Origin of the sequence: Streptomyces sp. NPDC003720 (assembly GCF_042875075.1) — a bacterium.
GTDB lineage: Bacteria > Actinomycetota > Actinomycetes > Streptomycetales > Streptomycetaceae > Streptomyces.
The window spans coordinates 100,760-122,693 of record NZ_JBIANZ010000014.1; the positions used below are offsets into that span (position 1 = coordinate 100,760).

The window sequence follows — 21,934 nt, forward strand, 5'->3', positions numbered from 1 at the left end:
GCCGGTCGGACGTCCGGCGGCCCACCCTGTCAGTGGTCGAGGTCATCCGCGTATCCGGGGACGGGGTGCTCGGCGCAGATCCGGCCAACCTCGGACCGGATCTTGGCGGACATCGCCGGGTGCACGGCGCCGGCGGTGCGCAGTTCCTCGACCACGTCCGCGATCAGGTCCGCGCACAGGGCGGCCGTCTCGGGCGGGACGGCCCGCGCCGCCAGCGTGTTGGTGCCGATCCTGATCCCGCCGGTCACTCGCGGTGGCGTGTCGTCGCCGGGCACCCGGTTCCGGTTGACCAGGATTCCGCAGGCCTCCAGAGCCTCCTCTACGGCGGCGCCGGTGACCCCGTCGGGCCGCAGGTCGGCGAGGACCATGTGGGTGTCGGTGCCGCCCGTGACCACCCGCAGGGCGCGGCGCCCGAGCTGGTCGCCGATCGCGGCGGCGTTCTCCAGCACCAGCTCCATCAGGGTGCGGAACCCGGGCTGGGCCGCCGCGTGCAGGGCCCGCGCCTTGGCCGCCACGTTGCCGAGGTCGGGCGTGCCCTGCACGAGCGGGAACACCGCGCCGTCGACCAGCTTCCGCAGCGGCGCCCGGCCGTCCGGCCCGGGCGTGTCCGCGTCCCGGCCGAGCAGGATCATGCCGCCCCGGGGGCCGTAGAGCTGCTTGTAGGTGCTGGTGGTGGTCAGGTGCGCGTGGTCGATCGGGCTCGGGTGCAGCCCGGTGGCCACCAGTCCGGAGATGTGCGAGATGTCGGCGATCAGGTAGGCGCCGACCGTGTCGGCGATCTCCCGGAACCGGGCGAAGTCGATCGTCCTCGGGTAGGCGCTGGCGCCGGCGATGACGACCTTCGGCCGGTGCTCCTCGGCCAGCGCGGCGATCCGCTCGTAGTCCAGCAGGTCGTCGGCGCCCGTGCGGTAGCAGACCGAGCGGAAGTAGCGTCCGGTGACCGAGGCGGCCGAGCCGTGCGAGAGGTGCCCGCCGCAGTCCAGGTCGAGTCCGAGGATGGTGTCGCCCGGCTCCAGCAGCCCCATGAGGACCGCGAGGTTGGCCGAGGACCCCGAGTGCGGCTGGACGTTCGCGGCCCGGGCCTGGAAGAGCGCGCAGGCCCGGCTGACGGCGAGGCGCTCGATCTCGTCGGCGATCTCGGCGCCCGCGTGGTAGCGGCGGCCCGGGTACCCCTCCGTGGTCAGGTTGGCCAGCGACGAGCCCGCGCAGGCCAGCACCGAGGGCGGCGCCACGCTGGAGGAGGCGACCAGCACCAGGGTGTCCTGCTGCCGGATGTGCTCGCGGGCGAGCAGGCCCGCCAACGCCGGGTCGTCCTCCGCGAGCGTGCCCGACGGCGACACCACGGCCGGCGTTCGCTCCGGCTCCGCCACGGCGGCCGGCGCCTCACCGGACTCCGCCGCGGCGGCCGGCGTTTCGTCCGGCTCCGTCACGGGGGCCGGTGCCTCGTTCAACTCCGCGACAGCGGCCGGTGGTTCCTCCGGCTCCGCCACGGCGGCCGGTGTCTCGTCCAACTCCGCGACGGCGGCCGGTGGTTCCTCCGGCTCCGGTGTCCCGGTCGGCGCTTCGTCCGGCTCCTCCAGGGTGTGCAGCAGCTGTGCCACCCGCAGCGCCTGCGGTCCGGCGGCCGGATCGGCGGCGATCACCGACGCGAGGTCGGAGATCACCGGATTGCCGAACACGGTACGGACCGGCACGGGGGCGCCGAGCAGCTCCTGCAGCCGGGCGGCCAGCCGGGTGCCGCTCAGCGAGTCGCCGCCCAGCCGGAAGAAGTTGCCCGTCGCCGGAACCTCGGCGAGTCCCAGGATCTCCCCGACGCAGGCCGCGACGAGCTCGGCCAGCAGCCCGGCATCGCTCGGCGGCTCGGGCTCGGCCGGCTGTTCCGGGGCGGCCGCGAGATCCGCGAGCGCCAGGCGGTCGACCTTTCCGTTGGCGGTGAGCGGCAGTTCGGGGAGAAGCCTGATGCCGGCGGGCACCATGGCGGCGGGCAGTTCCTCGGACAGGTACGCCCGCAGCGCGTCCGCGCTGGGGTTCGCGCCGGCGTCCGGCACCACGAAGGCCTGCAGCCGGACCACGGCGGCGCTGCTGCGCGGCGCCGTCACGACCGCGGTCCGCACCCCGTCGAAACGGTTCAGGACCGCCTCGATCTCGCCGAGCTCGATCCGCTGCCCGGCGACCTTGACCTGGAAGTCCTCCCGGCCGAGGATCTCGATGTCACCGTCCGGCAGGAGGCGGCCGAAGTCCCCGGTCAGATAGGCGCGCTCGCCGGTCTCCGGCAGCGTGACGAACTTGGCCCGGGTGCGCTCCGGGTCGCCGAGGTAGCCGATGGCCAGGCCCAGCGGGCTCGCCACGGCCATCTCCCCGCGAGCCCACGTCGGGCGCGGCCGCAGGTCCCGGTCCACGATGTAGTACCGCTGGTTGGCGATCGGCTTTCCGTAGGGGATGCTCGTCCATTCCGGATCCACCGCGCCGATCGGGTGGAACAGCGACCAGCAGATGGTCTCGGTGGGACCGCCCGATCCGACGACCCGCAGCCCGGACGCCTGGGCGCGCGCCCGGTCGGGCAGGTTCAGCGGTATCCAGTCACCGGACAGCACCGCCAGCCGGAGGGTGCCGAGCGTCCGGTCGGTCCGGGTCTCCGCCTCGCCGACCAGCAGTTCCATCAGCACCGGCACGGAGTTCCAGATCGTCACCCGCTCGTCGCGCACCAGATCGACCCAGACGTCCGGTTCGGCGCGCTGGAACGGCGGCGGGATGACGACCGCGCCCCCGCAGGCCAGCGGCCCGAAGACGTCGTAGACCGACGCGTCGAAGTGCAGCCCGGAGATCGCCAGGAGGCGGTCCGCCGAGGTGACCTCGAACCGCTGCCGCACGTCCCGCACCAGGTTCGCCACACCGCGGTGCGCGACCACGACGCCCTTCGGCTCCCCGGTGGATCCCGACGTGTAGATGACGTAGGCGGGGTCGTCCGGCCCCTGGGCGGCGGTGAGCGGCTCGCTGGACGCGGTCGCGAAGTCGGTGTCGACGCACAGCACGGTCGTCCCTGCCCGCGGGGCGAGCGAGTCCGCCAGACGGGACTGGGTGAGGACGATACCCACCCGCGCCGAGTCGAGCAGCCGGGCGATCCGCGCCCGCGGCGCCGCCGCGTCGAGCGGCAGGTAGGCGCCGCCGGCGGCCAGGACGCCGTAGACGGCGGCGTACTGCTCCCAGCCCTTCTCCATCACCACGCCGACCAGGTCCCCGGGCCGGACGCCCTTCTCGCGCAGCGTGTTGCCGATGCGGTGGGCGTGCTCGGCCAGTTCCGCGTAGGTCAGCCGCCGGTCGCGCGCCACGACGGCTTCCGCGTCGGGCGTCCGCCGCGCCTGGGCGAAGAACCCCTCCTGCAGCAGCACGGCGGGCACGGGCTCGGCGGTGTCGTTGACCTCGTTCCAGACCGCCCGGTCGCGCCTGCCGCGCATGTCGACGTGCGGGGCGTTCCAGACGCCGTGCCCCGGCTCGTCCGCGAGCAGCCGCCCGATCAGGCCGCGGAACGCCTCGAACGCGTCCTCGACGAGACCGGGTGCGAAGGCGCCGGACCGGTAGTCCCACACCAGCCGGAGCTCGCCGTCCTCCTCACGGATCTGGAAGTCCAGCGACACCTGCGGTGTCTGGGTGATCGAGTGCACCTCGGCGCCGAACTCGCTGATGGACCGGGCGAGCGGCAGCCCGAGCAGGCTGGTGACCACGACCGGCATGGACGCGGCGGCGAGGCCGCGGCGCCGGGCCAGTTCGCGCAGCACGTCCACGCCGTTCACGCTCGCGTGCCGGATGTCGTCGCGCAGCCGGCCGGCCAGGCCGGTGATCCGCTCGGCCACGGTCCGCCCCGCCGGACGGACCCCGAGCAGGACGGCGTTGGTGTAGTCGCCGATCACGTCCTCGATGCCGGGCACGTCGAAGCGCTGGAAGATCGGCACGTTGAGGGTGAACGCCGGGTCGGAGGTCCAGCCGCGGATCACCTCGGCGAACACGCCGACGAGCAGTTCGGTCTCGGTGAGCCGGTGGGCGAGGGCCCGCCGGCGCAGCACCGCGAACTCCTCCGCGGGGTAGCGGACCGTGCACCGCTCGAACCGGCCGGGTCCCTCTCCGGTGTACCGCGCCGCGGGCAGGTCGGGCGCGGGCGGCAGGCCGTCGATGCGCTCCTGCCAGTAACTCCAGTCGGCCTGCCACCGCTTGCTCCCGCGCACGTCCCGGTCCAGCCACAGGGCGAAGTCCCGGAACGCGAGCCGCTGGGGGGCGAGCGCCCGGTCGGGGTCCTCGTACAGCGCGATCAGGTCGGGGAAGAGATTGAGGAAGAGGCTGCTCGCGTCCATCAACTGCAGGTCGACGCCGAGCTGCACGCGCACCCGGTCGGACAGCAGCACCACCCGGAGGTCGAACATCGGCCAGGTCCCGGGATCGAGTCGGCGGTGGCCGCCTTCGGCGCGGCTCTCCTCCAGGCGCCGGGCCGCCTCCGGGTCACCGCGCAGGTCGTCGACCGTGATCGGCACCGGGCCGGGCCGCTCGAGCACGAACTGGGTGCCGTCCGGTCGCACCACCGTGCGCAGTCCGGGGTGGTGCTCGACCAGCCGCTCCCAGGCACGGCGGTACCGGGGCAGGTCCAGTTCGGCCCGCTCCCACTCGAAGTATCCGTAGCATCCGACGTTGCCCAGCTCCACGGCGTCCGCCCGGCCGACCCACAGCGCCTGCTGGGTGGGCGTCAGCGGGAACGGTTCACCGGCGGCGTCCGGATCCGGTACCAGCGGCGGCAGTTCGGCCGGCTCGCCGGCGGCCGCGGCGTCGCCGCCCGGCGTGCGGATCGTGCTGTCCCCCGGGACAGTGGTCGTCATCGCGACTCCTCGAACGTGACGGCGGACAACAAGGTCCGACTGTAGGAATCGCAGTTACCCCAGGGTTACGTCACCGGCTGATAACCGGCGCGGCCGATGCTGCGCCCATGGAGCATACGAGCGCCGCGATTCCCGCCGCGGCCCGTCGGTCACGCTCGGTCCAGTGGATCGACGGCGACTGGCGCGCCACGAAGTCCGACCACGCCCTCCCGGTCGTCGATCCGGCGACCGGTCTCACCCTCGCGGAGGTGCCCGCCGGCGGCCGGGCCGATGTGGACGCCGCCGTCGCCGCCGCCGCCCGGGCGTTCCCCGCCTGGTCGAGGACACCGCTCGAGGAACGCCTGCGGTACCTCGACCGGCTCGCCGAACTGCTCGACGAGCACGCCGACACGGTGGCCGGCGTGCTGACGGCGGAGACCGGGATGCCGGTGACCCTGGCCCGGCACGCCCAGGTCTCCTTCGGCGTCGGGGCGCTGCGCTCCTGCGTCGAGTCCGCCCGCGAGCACGCCTGGGAGCAGCGGATCGGCAACTCCCTGGTCCGCTCCGAGGCGGCCGGGGCCACCGGGTGCATCACCCCGTGGAACGCGCCGGTGGCGTTGAACCTGCAGAAGATCCCGGCGGCGCTGGCGGCCGGCTGCACCGTGGTGCTGAAGCCCAGTGAGCTGGCCCCGCTGAGCAGTTACCTGCTGGCCGAGCTGATCGCGCGGACCGATCTGCCGCCCGGTGTCTTCAATCTGGTGTGCGGGACCGGTCCGCAGGCCGGCGAGGCGCTGGCCGCCCACCCGGACATCGCCGTCGTCTCGCTGACCGGCTCGATCCGCGCGGGACGCCGGGTGTCCGAGCTGGCCGCGCCCCGGGCCGCGCGGGTCAACCTGGAGCTGGGCGGCAAGAGCGCCTCGATCGTGCTGCCCGGCGCCGACCTCCGCGCCGCGGTGACCGCGACCGTGGAACAGGCGAACTTCAACACCGGCCAGGTCTGCTTCGCCTGGAGCCGTCTGCTGGTCCCGGCCCACCGGTACGACGAGGCCGTGGCGATCGCGGCGGAGACGGCCGGGGCCCTGCGTGTGGGCGACCCCTGGGACCCGGCCACCCAGATCGGGCCGCTGATCCACCACGACGCCGTCGAGCGGGTGCGCGGCATCCTGGACGACGCGATCGCCGGCGGCGCGACCCTGGTCAAGGGCGGCGAGGTGCCCGCCGGGGCCGGCGGCGGCAGCTATCTGACCCCGGCGGTGCTCGCCGACCTGCCGCCGCGGGCGCGGGCGGTGGTCGAGGAGGTCTTCGGCCCGGTCGTGGTGGTGCTGCCGTACCGGGACGAGGACGACGCGGTCCGGATCGCCGACGACACCGACTACGGACTGTCCGGTGCGGTGTGGTCCGAGGACGTCGAGCACGCCGTCGCGGTCGCCGCGCGGCTGCGCACCGGCCGGGTGGACGTCAACGGCGCCCCGTTCAACATGCGCGCGCCGTTCGGCGGTTACAAGAGCTCGGGCAACGGCCGCGAACTCGGCTCCTGGGGGCTCGCCTCCTTCTGCGAGACCAAGGCGATCCAGCTTCCCCCCGCCGGGGAGGGCGAGGCCGGGCTCAAGCTCAGCTCCACGGCGGGCTGAGCCCGCGGCCGGGCGACTGTCAGACCCCGGCCAGCAGCTCGGCCAGCTCCTTGGGCCGCGACAGCATCGGCCAGTGCCCGGTGGGCAGCCCGGTCATGGTCCAGCCCGGACCTGACAGCATCGCGAAGGCCGGGACGCCCGCCGCCACCATGGCCTGCACCTGCTCGACCGGGAAGGTGCAGGCGATCAGGGTGCGCGGGGTGTCCGGGATCTCGGCGGGCCTGCGCGCGGGCCCCAGCACCATGGCGGCGGGCTGCGCCGACGCGTGCCGGCGCATCAGCGCGAGGTCCCGCGCGGAGAGTTCGGCCAGGGCGACCGGGTCGCCCTGCTGGTCGTCCTCGTCGAACGGCCGGGCCGGCAGCAGCCACCCCTGCCCCTCCGTCTCGATCTGCCGCCGCTGCTCCGCCTGTACGTCGGGCGGGAGGAACTCGATCTGCGCCATGCCGTCCGGGAACGGGGCCGTGTCGACGTAGACGATCCGCCGCAGCCGCTCCGGCATCAGGTCGGCGGCCGCGGTGCCCGCGGTCGTCGCGCCGCTGTGCAGGACCAGCACCACGTCGTCCAGGTCGCCGATCGCGCCGACGATGTCGGCGACATGGGTGCTGACGCCGACCTCGGGCGTCGCCTCGCCGGACCGCTCGCCCTGCCCGGTCAGCGACACGACCCTGACCTGGTGGCCCGCGTCCTCCAGCAGCCTGCCGACCTCCTCCCAGACCCACGGGCCGAAGAAGAACCCGGGAACCAGCACGTATGTCGACATCTACGATCTCCTCGCTTCGCCACGCTTTCCGACGGACCGAAGGTAGCCTTGAATCCGGTCGGAATCCGTCCGGATAGGCGGCGAGGGAAGAGAGAGCCGTGCCGAAGGAGCGACCCACGACGCGTGTCCTGGCCATGCTGGAGCTGCTGCAGGACCGGCCCGGCATCAGCGGCCGCGACCTGGCGCAGCGGCTCGGCGTGGACGAGCGGACGGTGCGCCGCTACGCCGCCCACCTCACCGATCTCGGCATCCCGGTCACCGCCGATCGCGGCCGCTACGGCGGCTACTGGCTGCCGCCGGCCTTCCGGCTCCCGCCGCTGACGCTCACCGACGGGGAGGCCGGCGCGGTCATCCTGGGACTGCTGGCCGGCTGTCCCGGCCGGCCCGAGGGCCCCACGCAGAGCGCCCTCGCCAAGATCAGCCGAGTGCTGCCCGCCGCTGTCGCGGACCGGGTCGCCGCCCTCCGCGACACGCTCGCCTACGGCACCCACCCCGAGCCCGTGTCCGCGCCCGACTCCCGGATCGCTCTGCGTCTCGCCGCCGCGGCACGCGATCGTCACCGGGTCAGCATCACCTACCGCTCGTGGCGCGGCGAGACCTCCGACCGCGACCTGGACCCGTACGGCCTGGTCTTCCACTCGGGTCGCTGGTACGTGACGGGTCTGGACTCGCGCAGCGCCGCGATCCGGGTGTTCCGCATCGACCGCATCCACGCCCTCCAGCCGGCCGCGGACCCGCAAGCCGCGGCGCCGCCGCCCGGGTTCGACCCGGCCGCGCAGGTCACCGCGTCCCTCGGCGAGGTCGCCGGCAGGCACCAGGTCCGGGTGCTCCTGCACACCACCCTGGAACAGGCCGCCCGCCGCATCCCACCGGCCGCGGCGACCCTCGTCCAGACCGCCGAGGGGATCCTGCTGGACACCCGCGCCGAGCGGCTGGACACCATGGCCGGCTATCTGGCGGGGCTCGGCTGCCCCTTCACCGTGCACCACCCGGCCGAGCTCCGCGACGCCCTGGCGCGGCTGTCCGACCAGCTCGCCTCCTACGCCACCCGCACCCGCGAGACCTGAGGCCGGGGGGATGCGGTGACGTCGTTCAGTCCTTGAATGCCGTGATCATGGCATGCTCCATGGGCAGTCCCCCGACGGCCCCGACCCGGTCGAAGCCGGCCTTGCGCAGCATCCGCTCGTAGTCGGCGACCGGGTACGCCATCCCCTCGCCCGTCGCGATCACGTTCAGGAACAGGGACAGCGACGTGGCGATGACTCCGCCCGCCTCGTCCGCCGCCGTGTTGCAGGAGTAGATCAGCACGCGGCCGCCGGGGCCGAGCGCGTCGTAGGCCTTGGCGAGCAGCGTCTCCACGCGCTGGGCGTCGAAGACGTCGAGCACGCTGCTGAACAGGATGGCGTCCATGCCGGACGGGAACGGGTCGGTGAACATGTCGCCCGGCGCGAAGCGCACACGGCCGTCCAGGCCGGCCGGCAGTTTGCGCGCGGCGAGTTCCGTCACCGACGGCAGGTCGAACACCGTGACCGTGATCCCCGGGTGGTGCCCGGCGATGGCGGCCGCCTTGGCGCCGCTGCCCCCGCCGACGTCGAGCAGGTGGCCGGTGCCCTCGAGGCCGGCGGTCCGCAGCAGGCCGTGCATCTCCTGGTGGGCGAAGGCGGCGATCGACTGGTGCAGGATCGCCTCGGTCTCCGGGTCCGCGCCGAGCCGTTCGTAGACCGATCCGCCCTCCCCCTCGTGCACCTTCAGCCCGTCGTTGGTGCCCGACCGCAGCGCCTGGGTCGTGTGGGCCATTCCGGCGTAGTCGGTGCGGTGCCGGGAGAGGAAGATGTTGCGCCAGCTCTCCGGGCCGCGCGGCGCGAGCAGCCGCTCCGCGACCGGCGCGTTGCCGTACCGGCCGTCGGTCCGGGTCAGGAGGTCGATCGCGCACAGCGAGGCGAGCAGGATGCGCATCTTGTGCGGTGCGATGCCGGCCTGGTCCGCGAGTTCGTCGAGCGTGGCCCGCGGGTGCGCGGACAGGTACCCGAACACGTCCAGCTCCAGGCCGGCGACGACGGCGTTGAACAGGGTGTGGCCGTGCGCCACGAGCAGGAACCGCTGGTAGGCCTCGTCTTCGCGAGAGATCGCCATGGTGGTGTGACTCTCCTGGGTCGGTTCGGACTGTTCGAGTTCTGCGAGCAGCGTCGCCACCTCGTCGTCGCTCATCGCGTCGACCTGGCGTTCGAGTTCGCCGGTGGCGTCGTCGGCGTCGATCAGCGCGGCCAGCGCTTCGACGGTCGGAGCGGTGAGGAAGGCGCCGAGGCCGACGGTGGCGCCGCGGCCGGTGGCGACCCGGTGCAGCATGGTGACCGCGAGGAGGGAGTGTCCCCCGGCGCCGAAGAAGTCCTCGTGGACTCCGACCCGTTCGCGGTCCAGCAGTTCGGCCCAGAGCGCCGCAAGCCATTCCTGGGTCGGGGTGACCGGCCCGTCGTCGGCGCCCTCGGCGAGACCGGTGTCCGCCAGGTCCCGCTGCGCCAGTGCGCGCCGGTCCACCTTGCCGCTGGAGTTGTGGGGGAACTCCGGCACGGCGACGATCCGGGCGGGCACCATGTACGAGGGCAGCCAGGCCCGCACCGCGTCCTTCAGCTCGGACTCACTGGTCGTCACGCCGTCCGCGAGCCGGACGAACGCCACGATCCGCCGGTCGCCGCCGGCGAACTCCCTGCCGAGGACGACGGCCTCGCGCACCCGGTCGTCGCGCTCCAGCGCCACCGCTATCTCGTCCGGCTCGACCCGGTGGCCGCGGATCTTCAGCTGGTGGTCCTTGCGCCCGTGGCAGGTGAGCGATCCGTCGGCGTGCCGCCGGAAGAGGTCGCCGGTGCGGTACAGCCGCTCGCCGGTCACCGGATGCCGTACGAAACGCTCGGCGGTCAGCTCCGGCGCGTTGACGTAGCCGCGGGCGAGGCCGGCGCCCCCGATGCACAGCTCGCCCAGCACACCGGGCGGCACCGGTCGGAGCTCGTCGTCGAGGACGTGCACGGTCGTCCCGGCGATCGGCGGGCCGATCAGCGGTACCGCGGCGCCGTCCCAGCGCTGGACCAGCGAGTAGACCGTCGTCTCCGCGGGACCGTACAAATTCCACACCTGCCCCGTGGCCGCGCGCAGTTCGTCGGCGAGTTCGGGGGGCAGCGCCTCTCCCCCGGACAGCGCGCAGCGCAGCCCCGACAGGTCGGCGCCGGCGTCGAGCAGCATCCGCCACGTGGACGGGGTGCCGTGCTGCACGGTCACGCCCCGCAGGAGAGCCGCCAGCCGCTGCGCGTCCCGGGCGTCCGCGCGCTGGCACACGGTCACCGTCGCGCCGACGGCCGGCGGCAGGAACAGCTCGATCACCGAGCCGTCGAACGGGAGGCTGGCGAGCGCGAGGGTCACGTCGTCCGCGCCCATCACGCCGAGGCCGGCCATCGCGGCGAGGAAGTTCCCGAGGCTGCCGTGCGTGACCGCGACGCCCTTGGGGCGTCCCGTCGAACCGGACGTGTACATGATGTAGGCGAGCCGGTCCGGGTCCTCGGGCGCCTCGTGCCGGGAGAACGTGCGGGACGGGAGCCCGCGCACGTCCAGCGACGAAGGCGCCGCACCGCTGAGGTCGGGCAGTTCGGCCCCCGCGGTCAGCATCAGCTGCGCGCCGCTGTCGGCCAGCAGAAAGGCGAGCCGCTCCGCCGGGTACTCCAGCTCCAACGGCAGGTACACGCCGCCGGCCTTCCAGACGCCGAGCACGGCCGGCAGCAGCTCGATCGACCGGCCCGTGCCGACGGCCACGACCGGTTCGGTGCCGGACACCCGCTCCCGGACCGCCGCTGCGACGGCGTCCGACGCCGCGTCGAGCTCCGCGAAGCTGAGCGCGGCGCCGTCGCAGCGCACCGCGGGCGCGTGCGGCCGCAGGGCGACCTGGCGGGCGAACAGCTCGCCGAACGTGGCCGCGATCGCCGGCCGCGCCGGCACGGCGGCCGCCCGCAACGCCGTCAGCCGCGCGGCCTCGGGTTCCAGCGAGTACCGGCCGATCGGCAGGTCGGGCTCCGCCGCGATGCCGGCCAGCAGGGTGCCGTACTGCTCGAGCAGCCGCTCGGCCGTCGGCCCGTCGTAGAGATCGGTGTTGTGGTCGAGCCGTCCGCCCAGGGCGTCGCCCGACTGCTCCACGGTGAGTTCGAGATCCAGCCGCGCGGTGTCGTTGGAGAACGCCACCGGGCGCAGGGCCAGTTCGGGGGTGACGGGTATCTCGGCGTCGCCGAGCGGCAGGCTGCCCATGCTGAACAGCACCTGATAGAGCGGATTGCGGCTGGTGTCACGGGCGCCGCCGAGCCTTTGGACGAGCGATCCGAACGGCAGGTCCTGGTCCGCCATTCCGGCCAGGATGGCCTCCTGGACCCGGTCGACGAGCTCGCCGAACCGCGGTCCGCCGGAGGCGTCGATCCGTATCGGCAGCGTGTTGGCGAACGGGCCGATCAGCGCCTCCGTACCCGGCCGCACGCGCCCGGACACCACCGCTCCGAGGACCGCGTCGTCCAGCCCGCTGTACCGGGCGACGAGCACGTGCAGGGCCGCCAGCATGACCGGGAACAGCGTGCCACCGCGCCGCCTGGCCAGGGCCCGCAGGTCCGCGGCGACCGCCGGGGGCAGCTGGAACGGGATGCTGCGGCCGTTGAAGGTCTGCACCGCGGGGCGCTCGTGATCAGCCGGGACGAACGCCGGCGCGGCTCCGGCCAGCCGGGCCCGGCACGCCTCGATCCGGTCGTCGGCCTCTTCGAGGCGGCGCCACTGCCAGGCGGCGAAGTCCGCGAACCGCACGGTCAGCGGCGCCGGCGCGGGCTCCCGGCCGGCCGCCCGGGCCCGGTAGGCCGCGCTCAGTTCCTCCATGAGCACCCCGACCGACCAGCCGTCGGCGGCGATGTGGTGCACGATCCACAGCAGCAGGTGGTCCCGCGGCGCCAGCGCGATCAGCTCGCTGCGGACCACCGGGCCGTTCTCCAGGTCGAACCGCAGCCGGGCCCGTTCCCGGGCGTACGCGAGCGCGGCCCGCCGCCGGTCGTCCTCCGTCGCGCCCGGCACCGTCACGACCGACAGCTCGGGCGGCGACCCGGGGACGGCCATCGCCCTGCCGTCCTCGAACCGGAAACGGCAGGACAGCACCTCGTGCCGGTCGGTGACGTCCTGGAGGGCCCGCCGCAGCGCGGGCACCGACAGCGGCCCGGTCAGCCGGAGCGCGAAGGGCACCACGTACGGAGCGCCGTCCCCCGGCCAGAGCCGGTCGAGGAACAGCTGATGGGCCTGGCCCGGCCCGGCGGGCCAGGGCGCGGGCTCGGGGTCCACGGCCGCGGGCTCGGGGCCCGGGGCCGTGCCGGCCGGACCCGCCGTCCGCGCACGGCCGAGGAACGCGGCACGCTCCTCGGCCGTCATCCCGGCGAGCTGGTGGAGCGCCTTTCGCATGGGTTGACTCCCTCTCGTCGGGTACTGCGCACGGCGGGCGAGGAGCTAGGTCGTGTCCGCAAAGTCGCGTCGTTCGCCCGCAGGGCGGGCGTCGCGGCGTCCGGTGCGTGCTCTGGGGGTCCCCCCGGCCGAAGGCTGGGGGAGTGCCGGCCGGATGCCCTCGTACTGGGTGTACTCGGGCTTTCGGCCGGTGCGGCGAGAGTGCGTGCCGGACGCCGCGACGCAGACGCGACTTCGCGGACACGGCCTAGGCGGCGCTCGGCACCGTCGCGCCTCCCTCGGCCTCGGCGGCGGGCTTGATCGTGTGGTTGGTGATCACGTAGCAGATGACCGCGCCCACCACGAGCACCGCGCCGGCGATCACGAAGGAGAGGGACCGGCCCTCCTCGGCCGCCTTCGCGGCCGCCGTGCCCGAACCGGCGAGCGAACGGGCGTGGCTCAGCCCGATCGTGATGATCACCGACAGACCCAGCGACTGGCTGAGCTGCTGCAGTGACGTCAGCACACCCGAGCCGAGGCCCGCGTTCTCCGGGGAGACGCCGTCGAGCGCGGACAGCTGGAGCGCGGGGGCCGCGAGGCCGGATCCGAACGCGGCGAGCCCCATTCCGGGCAGCAGTCCGGTGAGGAAGTCGCCGTCACTGCCGAGCAGGCTGAACAGGAAGATCCCGACCCCGATGACGAGCAGCCCCACCGACAGCAGGACGCGCGACCCGGCCACCGACATCAGCTTCGTGGAGAGCACCAGGCCGGGGATGAACAGCACGGTGTACGGCAGCCAGGCCAGACCGCTCTTCAGCGGCGAGTAGTGCGCGGTCTGCTGCATGAAGAGCACCACGAGGAAGAACATCGCCGAGGTGGAGACCGCCATGAACGCCTGCCCCGCGTACCCGGTGAGCCGGGTGCGGCTGGTGAAGAACTGCAGCGGGATGAGCGGCGTCGCGCTGCGCAGCTGCAGCAGCGCGAAGACGGCGAGGGCGAGGACGCCGCCGACCAGGGGGCCGAGCACCTTGAACCCGCTCCAGGGGTGGGCGATGCCGCTGAGCAGGCCGTGCACGACGGCGATCATGCCGCCGGTCAGCAGCACGCCGCTGAGCCAGCTCGGCCGGCCCCCGCTCGTCTCCTTGCTCTCCGGCACCAGCTTGAGGGTCATCACCAGCGAGATCACGCACGGCGGGACCCCGATGTAGAAGATCCAGTGCCAGCTCGCCAGGTCGGTGAGGACGCCGGACAGCAGCACGCCCGACGCGGCGCCGAGACCGGCCAGCCCGCCCCAGATGCCCAGCGCCTTGGTCCGTTCGCCCTCGTCGGCGAAGAGCAGCGCCACCATCGACAGGGCGGCGGGAGCCGCGAGGGCCTCACCGACGCCCTGCGCGAAGCGGCTCGTGATGAGCATGGCCGACGAGGTCGACAGGGCGGCCGTGAGCGACGACACGGCCAGCAGCGCCGCGCCCGCGACGAAGACACGGCGGCGTCCGAAGAGGTCGCCGAGCCGGCCGCCGAGCAGCAGCAGACCGCCCGCGGCGATCAGATAGGCGTTGACCACCCAGGTCAGCTGGGACTGGCTGAGGTCGAGGTCGCGTTGGATCGAGGGCAGCGCGACGTTCACGTTCGTCGCGTCGAGGAAGACGATGAACTGGACGAGAGCCAGCCCGATCAGCGCCTTCCAGCGAAGCGGGTTCTGCGACAGTGCGGCCTCGGTGTGGCCAGCCATCTGCACTCCTGGTTCGTCGCGCGGTCATGTACATGGGACGCGCGGTACGGTAGGAACGACTGGTTATCAGCGGGTTACGCCGGTCAAGATCGCAGCCGCCCGGCCAGCCCCCGCAGCGTTCCCAGCCGGTAGACGTCACCGACGGTCGACCGCGTGAGGCCGCGGGCGTGCAGTTCCGCGACGAACCTGCTGATGATCACCGAATTGCCGCCCACGTCGAAGACGTTGTCGTCGCCGCGTACGCGCAGCCCGGTGAGCTGCTCCCAGATCTCGATCAGCAGGCCCTCGGACGCTGCCGGAACGCCGGACGCCGGTTCGGCGCCGGGCCGTGGCAGCCGCGCCCGGTCCAGCTTGCCGTTGACCGTCAGCGGCAGCGCGTCCAGCGCGGTGACGGTGGCCGGGACCATGTACTCGGGCAGCAGCGCCCGCATCCGACGCCGTGTCGCCGCCGGGTCCACCCGGGCGGGCGTCACATAGGCGTCGAGACGGGCGGCATCGGGCGTCCCGCCGACCACCACCGCCGCGGCGGTGACGCCGTCCGCGGCGAGCAGCGCGGCCCGCACCTCGCCGAGCTCGATCCGGTAGCCGCGGAGCTTGACCTGGTCGTCCAGCCGGCCCAGGTGCTCGACCGTTCCGTCGGGGAGCATGCGGCCGTAGTCCCCGCTCCGGTACACCCGCGTGCCGTCCGGATCCACGCCGAACCGTTCGGCGGTCAGCTCGTCCAGGCCGAGATAGCCGAGCGCCACCCCCACGCCGCCCACGTGGATCTCTCCGGGCACGCCGAGCGGAAGGAGCCGGCCGGCCCGGTCCCGGACGGTCAGCGACTCCCCCGGCAGCGGTACGCCCACCGAGCGGGACGCCGTCCGGGCGGTGTCCGGCGTCACCGTGATCCAGGTGCTGTGCACCGTCGTCTCGGTGATGCCGTAGAGGTTGACCAGCCGGCACGCCTCCGGCGGGTGACGCCGGAACCAGGGCAGCAGCGCCCGGGTGTCGAGCGGTTCCCCGCCGAACGTGACCAGGCGGACCGCCAGCCCGAGCGGCGCGTCCCGGTCGGCGTCGATCAGCATGCCGAACGCGGTCGGCGTCTGGTTCAGAACCGTCACCTTCTCCGTGGCGAGCAGCCGGTGCAGCTCGTCCGGGGCGCGGGTCGCCTCCCGCGGCACCACGACGAGCCGGCCGCCCGTGGTGAGCGCGCCCCAGATCTCCCACACGGACATGTCGAACGCGACCGAGTGGAAGAACGCCCAGGCGTCGGAGGTGCCGAACCCGAACTCGGTCCCGGTGCCGCCGATCAGGGCGGTGACGCTGCGGTGCGCGACCGCGACCGGCTTCGGTGTGCCGGTCGAGCCCGAGGTGCAGATGACGTAGGCGGCGTCGCCCGCGTCACCGGTGCGCGCCGGCGGCGCCGGCGACTGCCGTCCGGCGGCGGCGGCGAGCGACGCGGGCGACACGCTGCGGCAGGGCCCGGCCGGGAAGTCCGCCGCCGTCACGACGAGTCGCGGGGTGGCGGCGGAGACCATCCGCGCCAGTCGCTCCGGAGGGTTGTCCGGCTCCATGGGCAGGTACGCCGCGCCGGCGCGCAGCACGCCGAGGAGCACCACCACCAGCTCCCAGCCCCGGGTCATGCAGACGCCGACGCGGTCGCCGTGCTCGACGCCGAGCTCCCCGAGCGCGCGGGCGACCCGGTTCGCGGCCTTGTCCAGGCCGGCGTAGCTGAGCCGGGTGCGTCCGTCGGTGACCGCGGTGGCGTCCGGGCGCTCGGCGGCACGGGCGGCGACGAGTTCGTCGATGCGCCGGTGCTCGGCGGGCGGTTCGCTCGCCGTGCCCAGCCGCCGGACGCGTGCTGCCTCGGCCGGGTCCAGCAGCTCCAGCCGGGCCAGCTCGCCGTCCCCGGCGGCCAGTTGCCCGGCGACGTGGGCGACGGCGCTCGCGAACCGGTCCGCGGCCCGTTCGGTGATCAGGTCGCCGTGCACGGCCGCGGTGAGGACGGCGCCGACGGTCAGGGTGAGCGGGAACCCGGCGTCCGCCGCCTCGTGGAACCGGACCTCGACGACCGGACCGCCGTCGCCCGGCGTCCCCGCCAGCAGGGAGCCGGACCGCGGCCACGTCCCGTCGAGCGCGTCCCGCGCGACGGCGAGCAGGTCGGCGACCGGGGTCGCCGGGTCGGTCGGGAAGGCGACCAGGGCCGGGCGGCCGGCCCCGGCGCTCTCGCGCACCGCCAGTACGGTGACCGGCAGGCCGTGGTAGCTGCCGAGGACGACCGCGGCGGCCGCGAGCACGCAGTGCCGTGGGACCGGACCCGGATCGTGCGAGCCGCCCGGGGCCGGTTCGGGGAAGTCCTTGAGCCCCCACTCGGGTCGCGGGTACGTCGCGCCGAGCAGCGCGTCGATCCGGTCCTCGACGCCGTCGGCCAGACACCCGATCAGCTCCAGGACCGGGGCGGCGTCGTCCGCCAGGTACATGTGGCCGCCGGCGACCTCGACGTAGCGCAGCGGCCGGGTCGTCGCCTCCTGCCAGCGTGCCGAGTCGGCGGCGCTCACCAGGGCGTCGGCCGCTCCGCGCAGCACGGTGACCGGCACGTCGAGGGGGGTGACCGAGGTCCGCCGGTAGTTCTCGTACATCTCCTGGTCGGCCCGGAGCACCGGCAGCAGCAGTGCGGCCATCTCCGCGTCGGCCAGCGCCGGGTGGGCGTAACCGGCCAGTTCCTCGAGCCGGGCCAGGAACTCCCGGTCCGGGAGCCCCGTGGTCCGCCTGTGCCGGGGCACGGTGGGGCCGGGCGTACCGCTGATGACCAGGTGCCGGAGCCGCACTCCGTGTCCGAGGAGCAGTCCGGCCAGCTCGAAGGCGACGGTGCCCCCCAGGCAGTGGCCGACCAGCACGGCCTCGTCCCGGCCGTCGAGGGCCGCGAGGACCCGGGGCAGCAGGTCGGCGGCGGCCGCGGCGACCGTGCGGTGCGGTGGCTCGCCGAACCGCTTGTCGTGCCCGGCCAGGTCGGGCGCGATGATCTCGACGCCCTCGTGAGCCTGCCAGGGGCGGAAGAACGAGGCGCCGGCGCCGGTGTGCGGAAGGCAGACGACCGGAAGCCGGGCCGCCGGGGCGGCGGGGGACGCCGCGCCGATGACCTGGGCCAGCTCCGCGGCGTGGTCGCGGACGAAGTAGTGGCCGCCTTCCGGGACGAGTTCGAGCCGCACCGTGTCGGCGAACACCGACCAGCCGCGGTAGCCGTGTTCCGGATCCGGCGTGACCGGGTCGGCGGTGCCGAGCACGCAGTGCAGCGGGGCCCGCAGCCGCGCTCCCGGCGCCCTGTGCGCCGCGGCCTGGAACCGCGTCGCGCCCGCCATGTCGTGGCGCAGCGCGGCGAGCACCCGGTCGCGGTCGGCGTCGTCGAGCGGGCCGTCGAAGCCGCCGATGGCCTTGATGTAGGTGTAGAACTCGTCGCCGGAGCTGTCCGTGACGCGGGCCAGGTTCGCCTCGGCGTCCGGGTCGGTCAGGCTGGCGCCGGCGAAGACGGCGCGCAGGTCGGCGCCCCGGGCCTCCAGTTCGCGGGCCACGGCCACCGCGAGGGACGCGCCCGCGCAGTGCCCGTAGACCATGACGGCTCCGGTCACGCGCTCCTGGACCTCGGACGCCAGTCGGGAGACGGCCGCGTCGAAGTCCAGGAGGTCGGCGGCGTCGCCCTCGTGTCCGGGCAGGCTCGCCGCCCACAGCCGGAACCGCGGCGGCAGCGCGTCCGCGAGCGGCTGGTAGGCGGTCGCGGCACCACCGGCGTAGGGGATCGCGACGACGGTGATGTCGGCCTCGGCGTCGTCGCTGGTGAGCGGCCAGAGCAACTGATCGGTCGACTGCCCTGCCCCGTCCGCCAGATAGGCGGCGAGCGCGGCGGCGGTCCGGTGCCGGAACAGCTCGGCCAGCGGCACGCCGCCGCCGAGCAGCCGGCGTACCTTGAGCGCGGCGAAGGAGTTGCCGCCCAGGTCGAAGAAGTCGCTGTGCGGGTGGACGTCGTCCGTGCCCAGGACCTCCCGCCAGACGCGGCGGACCCGCTCCAGCGTCTCGGGCGCCGCGTCGGCGTCCGCCTCCGGCGCCGTCTCCTCGACGGCCTTCGGCTCCGGGGCCGGGGCGGCGGCCGAAGCGGCCGCGGTCACGCGGGCCGGGGGGCGCGGCGGCTCCGGCAGCAGCAGGTCCTCGATCCCCAGGTCCGGGTCGGCCGCCACCGCGTCGGCCACCCGCGCGTACAGCGCGGCGAGCCGGCCGGCGGTCGCCGGGGCGAACAGATCGCGGGCGTACACGAGGTCCAGCACCAGTGCGCCGGCGTCGGCGCGCACCATGAAGTTGAGGTCGAACTTGGCGGCCCTCAGCTCCGGGACGAGGCCCTCGGCGGTCAGTCCGTCGTAGGCCGGGAGCCGTTGGTACGCGGTGGACTCGCCTTCTCCCTCCTCCAGTTGGACGTGCACCCGGATGAGCGGCGTCCGGGTGCCGGACCGCTCCGTCCGCAGGGCGTCGACGAGCAGTCCGAACGGCAGCGTGCTGCCCTCGTAGTCACCGATCAGGTCGCGCCGCGTACGCGCGAGCAGCTGACGGAACGTCGGGTTTCCCGACAGGTCGGCACGGATCGGGAACGCGTTGGTGAACAGCCCGATCAGATGGCGCAGTTCGGGCTGCTGGCGCTGGGCGACGGTGGAGCCGAACAGCAGGTCCCGCTGCCCCGTGCAGCGGGCGAGCAGCACACCGAGCAGCGCGGCGACGGTCATGAACCGGGACGCGCCCTCACCCCGGGCGGTCTGGTCGAGGCGGTCCACGGTGGGCCTGGGGATCGTGGCCCGGCACAGGTCGCCCTCGGCCGTCTGCGCCGCACCGGCGGGGCGGTCGGTCGGCAGCGTCATCCGCGCGCCGTCGAGCCGGGTGCGCCAGTAGCGGGTCAGGCGGTCGGTCTCCGGCGCGTCGAGCCGGTCCCGTTGCCAGCAGGCGAAGTCCGCGTACTGCACGGGGAGCGGGGGCAGCGCCGAAGGGACGCCGCGCAGCGCCGAGTTGTAGCCGTCCGCCAGTTCGGCGTGCAGGAGCGGCACCGACCAGCCGTCGCAGGCGATGTGATGCGCGGTGAGCAGGAGCAGGTGCGCCTCGGGGTCGAGCCGGAGCAGCTCCGCCCGCAGGAGGGGGCCGGCGTCCAGGTCGAACCGGGCCGTCTGCGCCGCGGCGACCCGCCGGGAGACCTCGTCGGGGTCCGCGCCGCTCAGGTCGAGGACCGGCAGCGGCACCTGGGTCGGCGCGCCGATGACCTGGCGGACCTCGCCGTCGTGCTCGGTGAAGGTGGTGCGCAGCGCCTCGTGCCGCTCGACCACCGCGGTCAGCGCGCCGCGCAGGGCCTCGGTGTCGAGGCGGCCGCGCAGCGACACCGGCAGCGGCACGTTGTACGCGGACGGGCCCTGCTCCAGCTCGGCGACCATCCACAGCCCGGCCTGCGCGTACGAGGCGGGGGCGACCGGCCCGGCCGGGCTGCGCCGAGGGATGCCCGGCGGGCCGGGCCGGCGCTGCGCGAGGGCCTTCAGCAGCCGAGCGCGTTCCGGGGACCGGGCCGGCGACCCCGTGGGAGGGACGATCGTCACCTGTTCTCCTTGGACTCGGCAAGTCTCCCGAGACCGTAGAGAGGGGCGGTTAGCCGAAGGTTATGCAGCGAGGAAGCGGGCGATGTCGCGCAGCTCGCCGGCGAGGGCCTCCGCGGGGACGACGCCCGGATCGCTGCCGAAGGGTTCCGGGGTGACGGCACGCGTCCGGTCGCGGCGCCAGACTCCGCGGACCAGTCCGTCCACCACGATGGTGGGGTTGATCTGACCGCCGCCCGGCCAGACCCTGCGCTCGTGCTCGGGCTCGACGGACAGCCGGCGGTCCTTGAATCCGACCAGGTAGTTGTCGTAGGCCGGCAGCAGCCGGACGTCGCCCGTCGGCTCCGGGCCGGGCGGTGTGTCGGCCGGCAGCGCGTAGCCGTCCAGGTCCGCGACGCGGCACGGTTCGAGCCGGCCGGCCGTGAGCAGTTCCTTCCACACGGGGCGGACGGCGGGCTGCCCGAGCCCCGACCAGGTGGCGAAGTCGGCCGGCGTCGCCGGCCCGTGCGCCGCCAGGTATCCGAGCAGCAGCTTCCTCACCGCGTCGGCGCCGGACGGGCCGGTGGAGGCGGGCAGCCAGTCGTCGGCGAGGACGTAGGTGGCGGAGCCGTCCTCCCTCACCGGGCCGAAACAGACGGTGCCGAGCAGTGCGGACCGGCGGACGAGGTGGAACGGGACCTGCCCGGAGGCGTCGAGGCCCGCTCCGGTCATCCGCACCGCGAGTTCGTCCCTGGTCAGGGGGCCGTCGGCGAGGGCCTCGGCGATCACTCTCTCCCCCAGGGCCAGTTCGGCAGGCCCGAGCCCCAGTTCCCGGTAGCGGCGCTCGCTGCGGCGCAGCAGTTGCGGAGCGAGCAGTTCGCGGAGCCAGCCCGCGTCGGCGGCCGGGACCACGTACAGCGTGCCGCGCATGAACCAGCCCCGGACCAGGCTGCGTTCGGCGCCGAGCGCGCGGTACACGTCCGCCTCGGTGAGCCCGGAGCCGCGGGTCCTGATCCCGAGCGCGGCCGCTTTCAGGTCCTGCGCCTGCACCGCCAGGCACCCCTCCAGCACGGCGGCCGGGGACGTCGCGCGCCGGCCGCCGCCCACGCCCTGCGACCACGCCCGGAGCAGTCTGGCCTGAACCGGGCCGAGCTCGCGCACGTTCGTCCCCCTCGTCGTCGGCCGGCGCCGCCGCCGGTTTCCGAACCGTAGCCGATCGCCGTCCTGCACGGGCAGTGAACGGCCCGGGCCACGCCCCGCCCGGCGACCGCGTCAGCCGGCGTCGTCCCGGGCCCCCTCAGTCCGCCGTGACCGGCAGCACGTCCGGGGACAGGGCCGCCGCGCGGGAGGTCGCGGCGGTCATGCGGCGGCGGTGGTGGCGGCGGCACAGCACCTCGTAGCCGATCTCGCCCGCCGCGTGGTTGACGTCGCCGACGACCACCTGGGCGCCCTCGACGACCATCTCGCCGTCCACCGTGCGGGCGTTGTGGGTGGCGCGAGCGCCGCACCAGCACAGGGCCTCGACCTGGAGGACCTCTATGCGGTCGGCCAGCTCCACAAGGCGCTGGGAGCCGGGGAAGAGCTTGGAGCGGAAGTCGGTGGTGATGCCGAACGCGTAGACGTCGAGGCCGAGGTCGTCCACCACGCGCGCGAGCTGGTCGATCTGCTCCGGCGCGAGGAACTGGGCCTCGTCCGCGATCACGTAGTCCGCCCGGCCGCCCTGGGAGAGGCGGTCGACGAGGTAGGCGTACAGGTCCTGGCCGTCCTCGACCTCCACCGCGTCGGTGACCAGGCCGAGCCGGGAGGACAGCTTGCCCTCACCCGCCCGGTCGTCCCGGGTGAAGATCACCCCGACGAGGCCGCGCGTGGAGCGGTTGTGCTCGATCTGCAGAGCCAGCGTCGACTTCCCGCAGTCCATGGTTCCGGAGAAGAACACCAGCTCGGGCATGAGG

At 74.3% G+C, this 21,934-nt stretch carries 9 protein-coding genes; 2 read left to right on the forward strand and 7 right to left on the reverse strand.

Translation table 11 applies throughout. The annotated features are described in order from the left end of the window. Positions 1-29: 29 nt before the first annotated feature. A complete protein-coding gene (locus ACFYU0_RS32240; RefSeq protein WP_389305788.1) occupies positions 30-4,862 on the reverse strand; it encodes a serine hydroxymethyltransferase in 4,833 nt (1,610 codons plus the stop codon). A gap of 107 nt (positions 4,863-4,969) precedes the next feature. Between ACFYU0_RS32240 and ACFYU0_RS32245 the strand changes: the two genes are divergently transcribed. Continuing rightward, a complete protein-coding gene (locus ACFYU0_RS32245; RefSeq protein ID WP_351672914.1) occupies positions 4,970-6,472 on the forward strand; it encodes an aldehyde dehydrogenase family protein in 1,503 nt (500 codons plus the stop codon). Positions 6,473-6,491: 19 nt separating this feature from the next. Here the strand turns inward: ACFYU0_RS32245 and ACFYU0_RS32250 are convergent, their stop codons facing one another. Beyond that, the gene (locus tag ACFYU0_RS32250; protein ID WP_389305790.1) at positions 6,492-7,232 is read right to left on the reverse strand and encodes an alpha/beta fold hydrolase; all 741 of its coding nucleotides are present in this window, start codon (positions 7,230-7,232) and stop codon (positions 6,492-6,494) included. A 98-nt stretch (positions 7,233-7,330) separates the two neighbouring features. On the opposite strand from ACFYU0_RS32250, the gene ACFYU0_RS32255 reads away from it, so the two are divergent. Beyond that, positions 7,331-8,299 carry a WYL domain-containing protein gene (locus ACFYU0_RS32255; protein WP_351672910.1) on the forward strand — a complete coding sequence of 323 codons (969 nt, stop codon included), beginning with the start codon at positions 7,331-7,333 and terminating at the stop codon, positions 8,297-8,299. 25 nt (positions 8,300-8,324) lie between these two features. Here ACFYU0_RS32255 and ACFYU0_RS32260 read toward each other — a convergent pair whose 3' ends face one another. From ACFYU0_RS32260 to ACFYU0_RS32280, 5 genes are all read right to left on the reverse strand, one after another. Then, entirely contained in the window at positions 8,325-12,695 is a 4,371-nt protein-coding gene (locus ACFYU0_RS32260) for an amino acid adenylation domain-containing protein (RefSeq protein WP_389305793.1), read from the reverse strand. A 247-nt stretch (positions 12,696-12,942) separates the two neighbouring features. After that, the gene (locus ACFYU0_RS32265) at positions 12,943-14,406 is read right to left on the reverse strand and encodes an MFS transporter (RefSeq protein ID WP_389305795.1); all 1,464 of its coding nucleotides are present in this window, start codon (positions 14,404-14,406) and stop codon (positions 12,943-12,945) included. Between the two features lie 83 nt (positions 14,407-14,489). Further along, entirely contained in the window at positions 14,490-20,006 is a 5,517-nt protein-coding gene (locus ACFYU0_RS32270) for an amino acid adenylation domain-containing protein (protein ID WP_389305797.1), read from the reverse strand. Positions 20,007-20,066: 60 nt separating this feature from the next. Then, positions 20,067-21,143 carry a winged helix DNA-binding domain-containing protein gene (locus ACFYU0_RS32275; RefSeq protein WP_389305799.1) on the reverse strand — a complete coding sequence of 359 codons (1,077 nt, stop codon included), beginning with the start codon at positions 21,141-21,143 and terminating at the stop codon, positions 20,067-20,069. A gap of 136 nt (positions 21,144-21,279) precedes the next feature. Further along, positions 21,280-21,930, reverse strand: a complete 651-nt coding sequence (locus ACFYU0_RS32280; protein WP_351669531.1) for a thymidine kinase — start codon at positions 21,928-21,930, stop codon at positions 21,280-21,282. Positions 21,931-21,934: the final 4 nt, after the last annotated feature.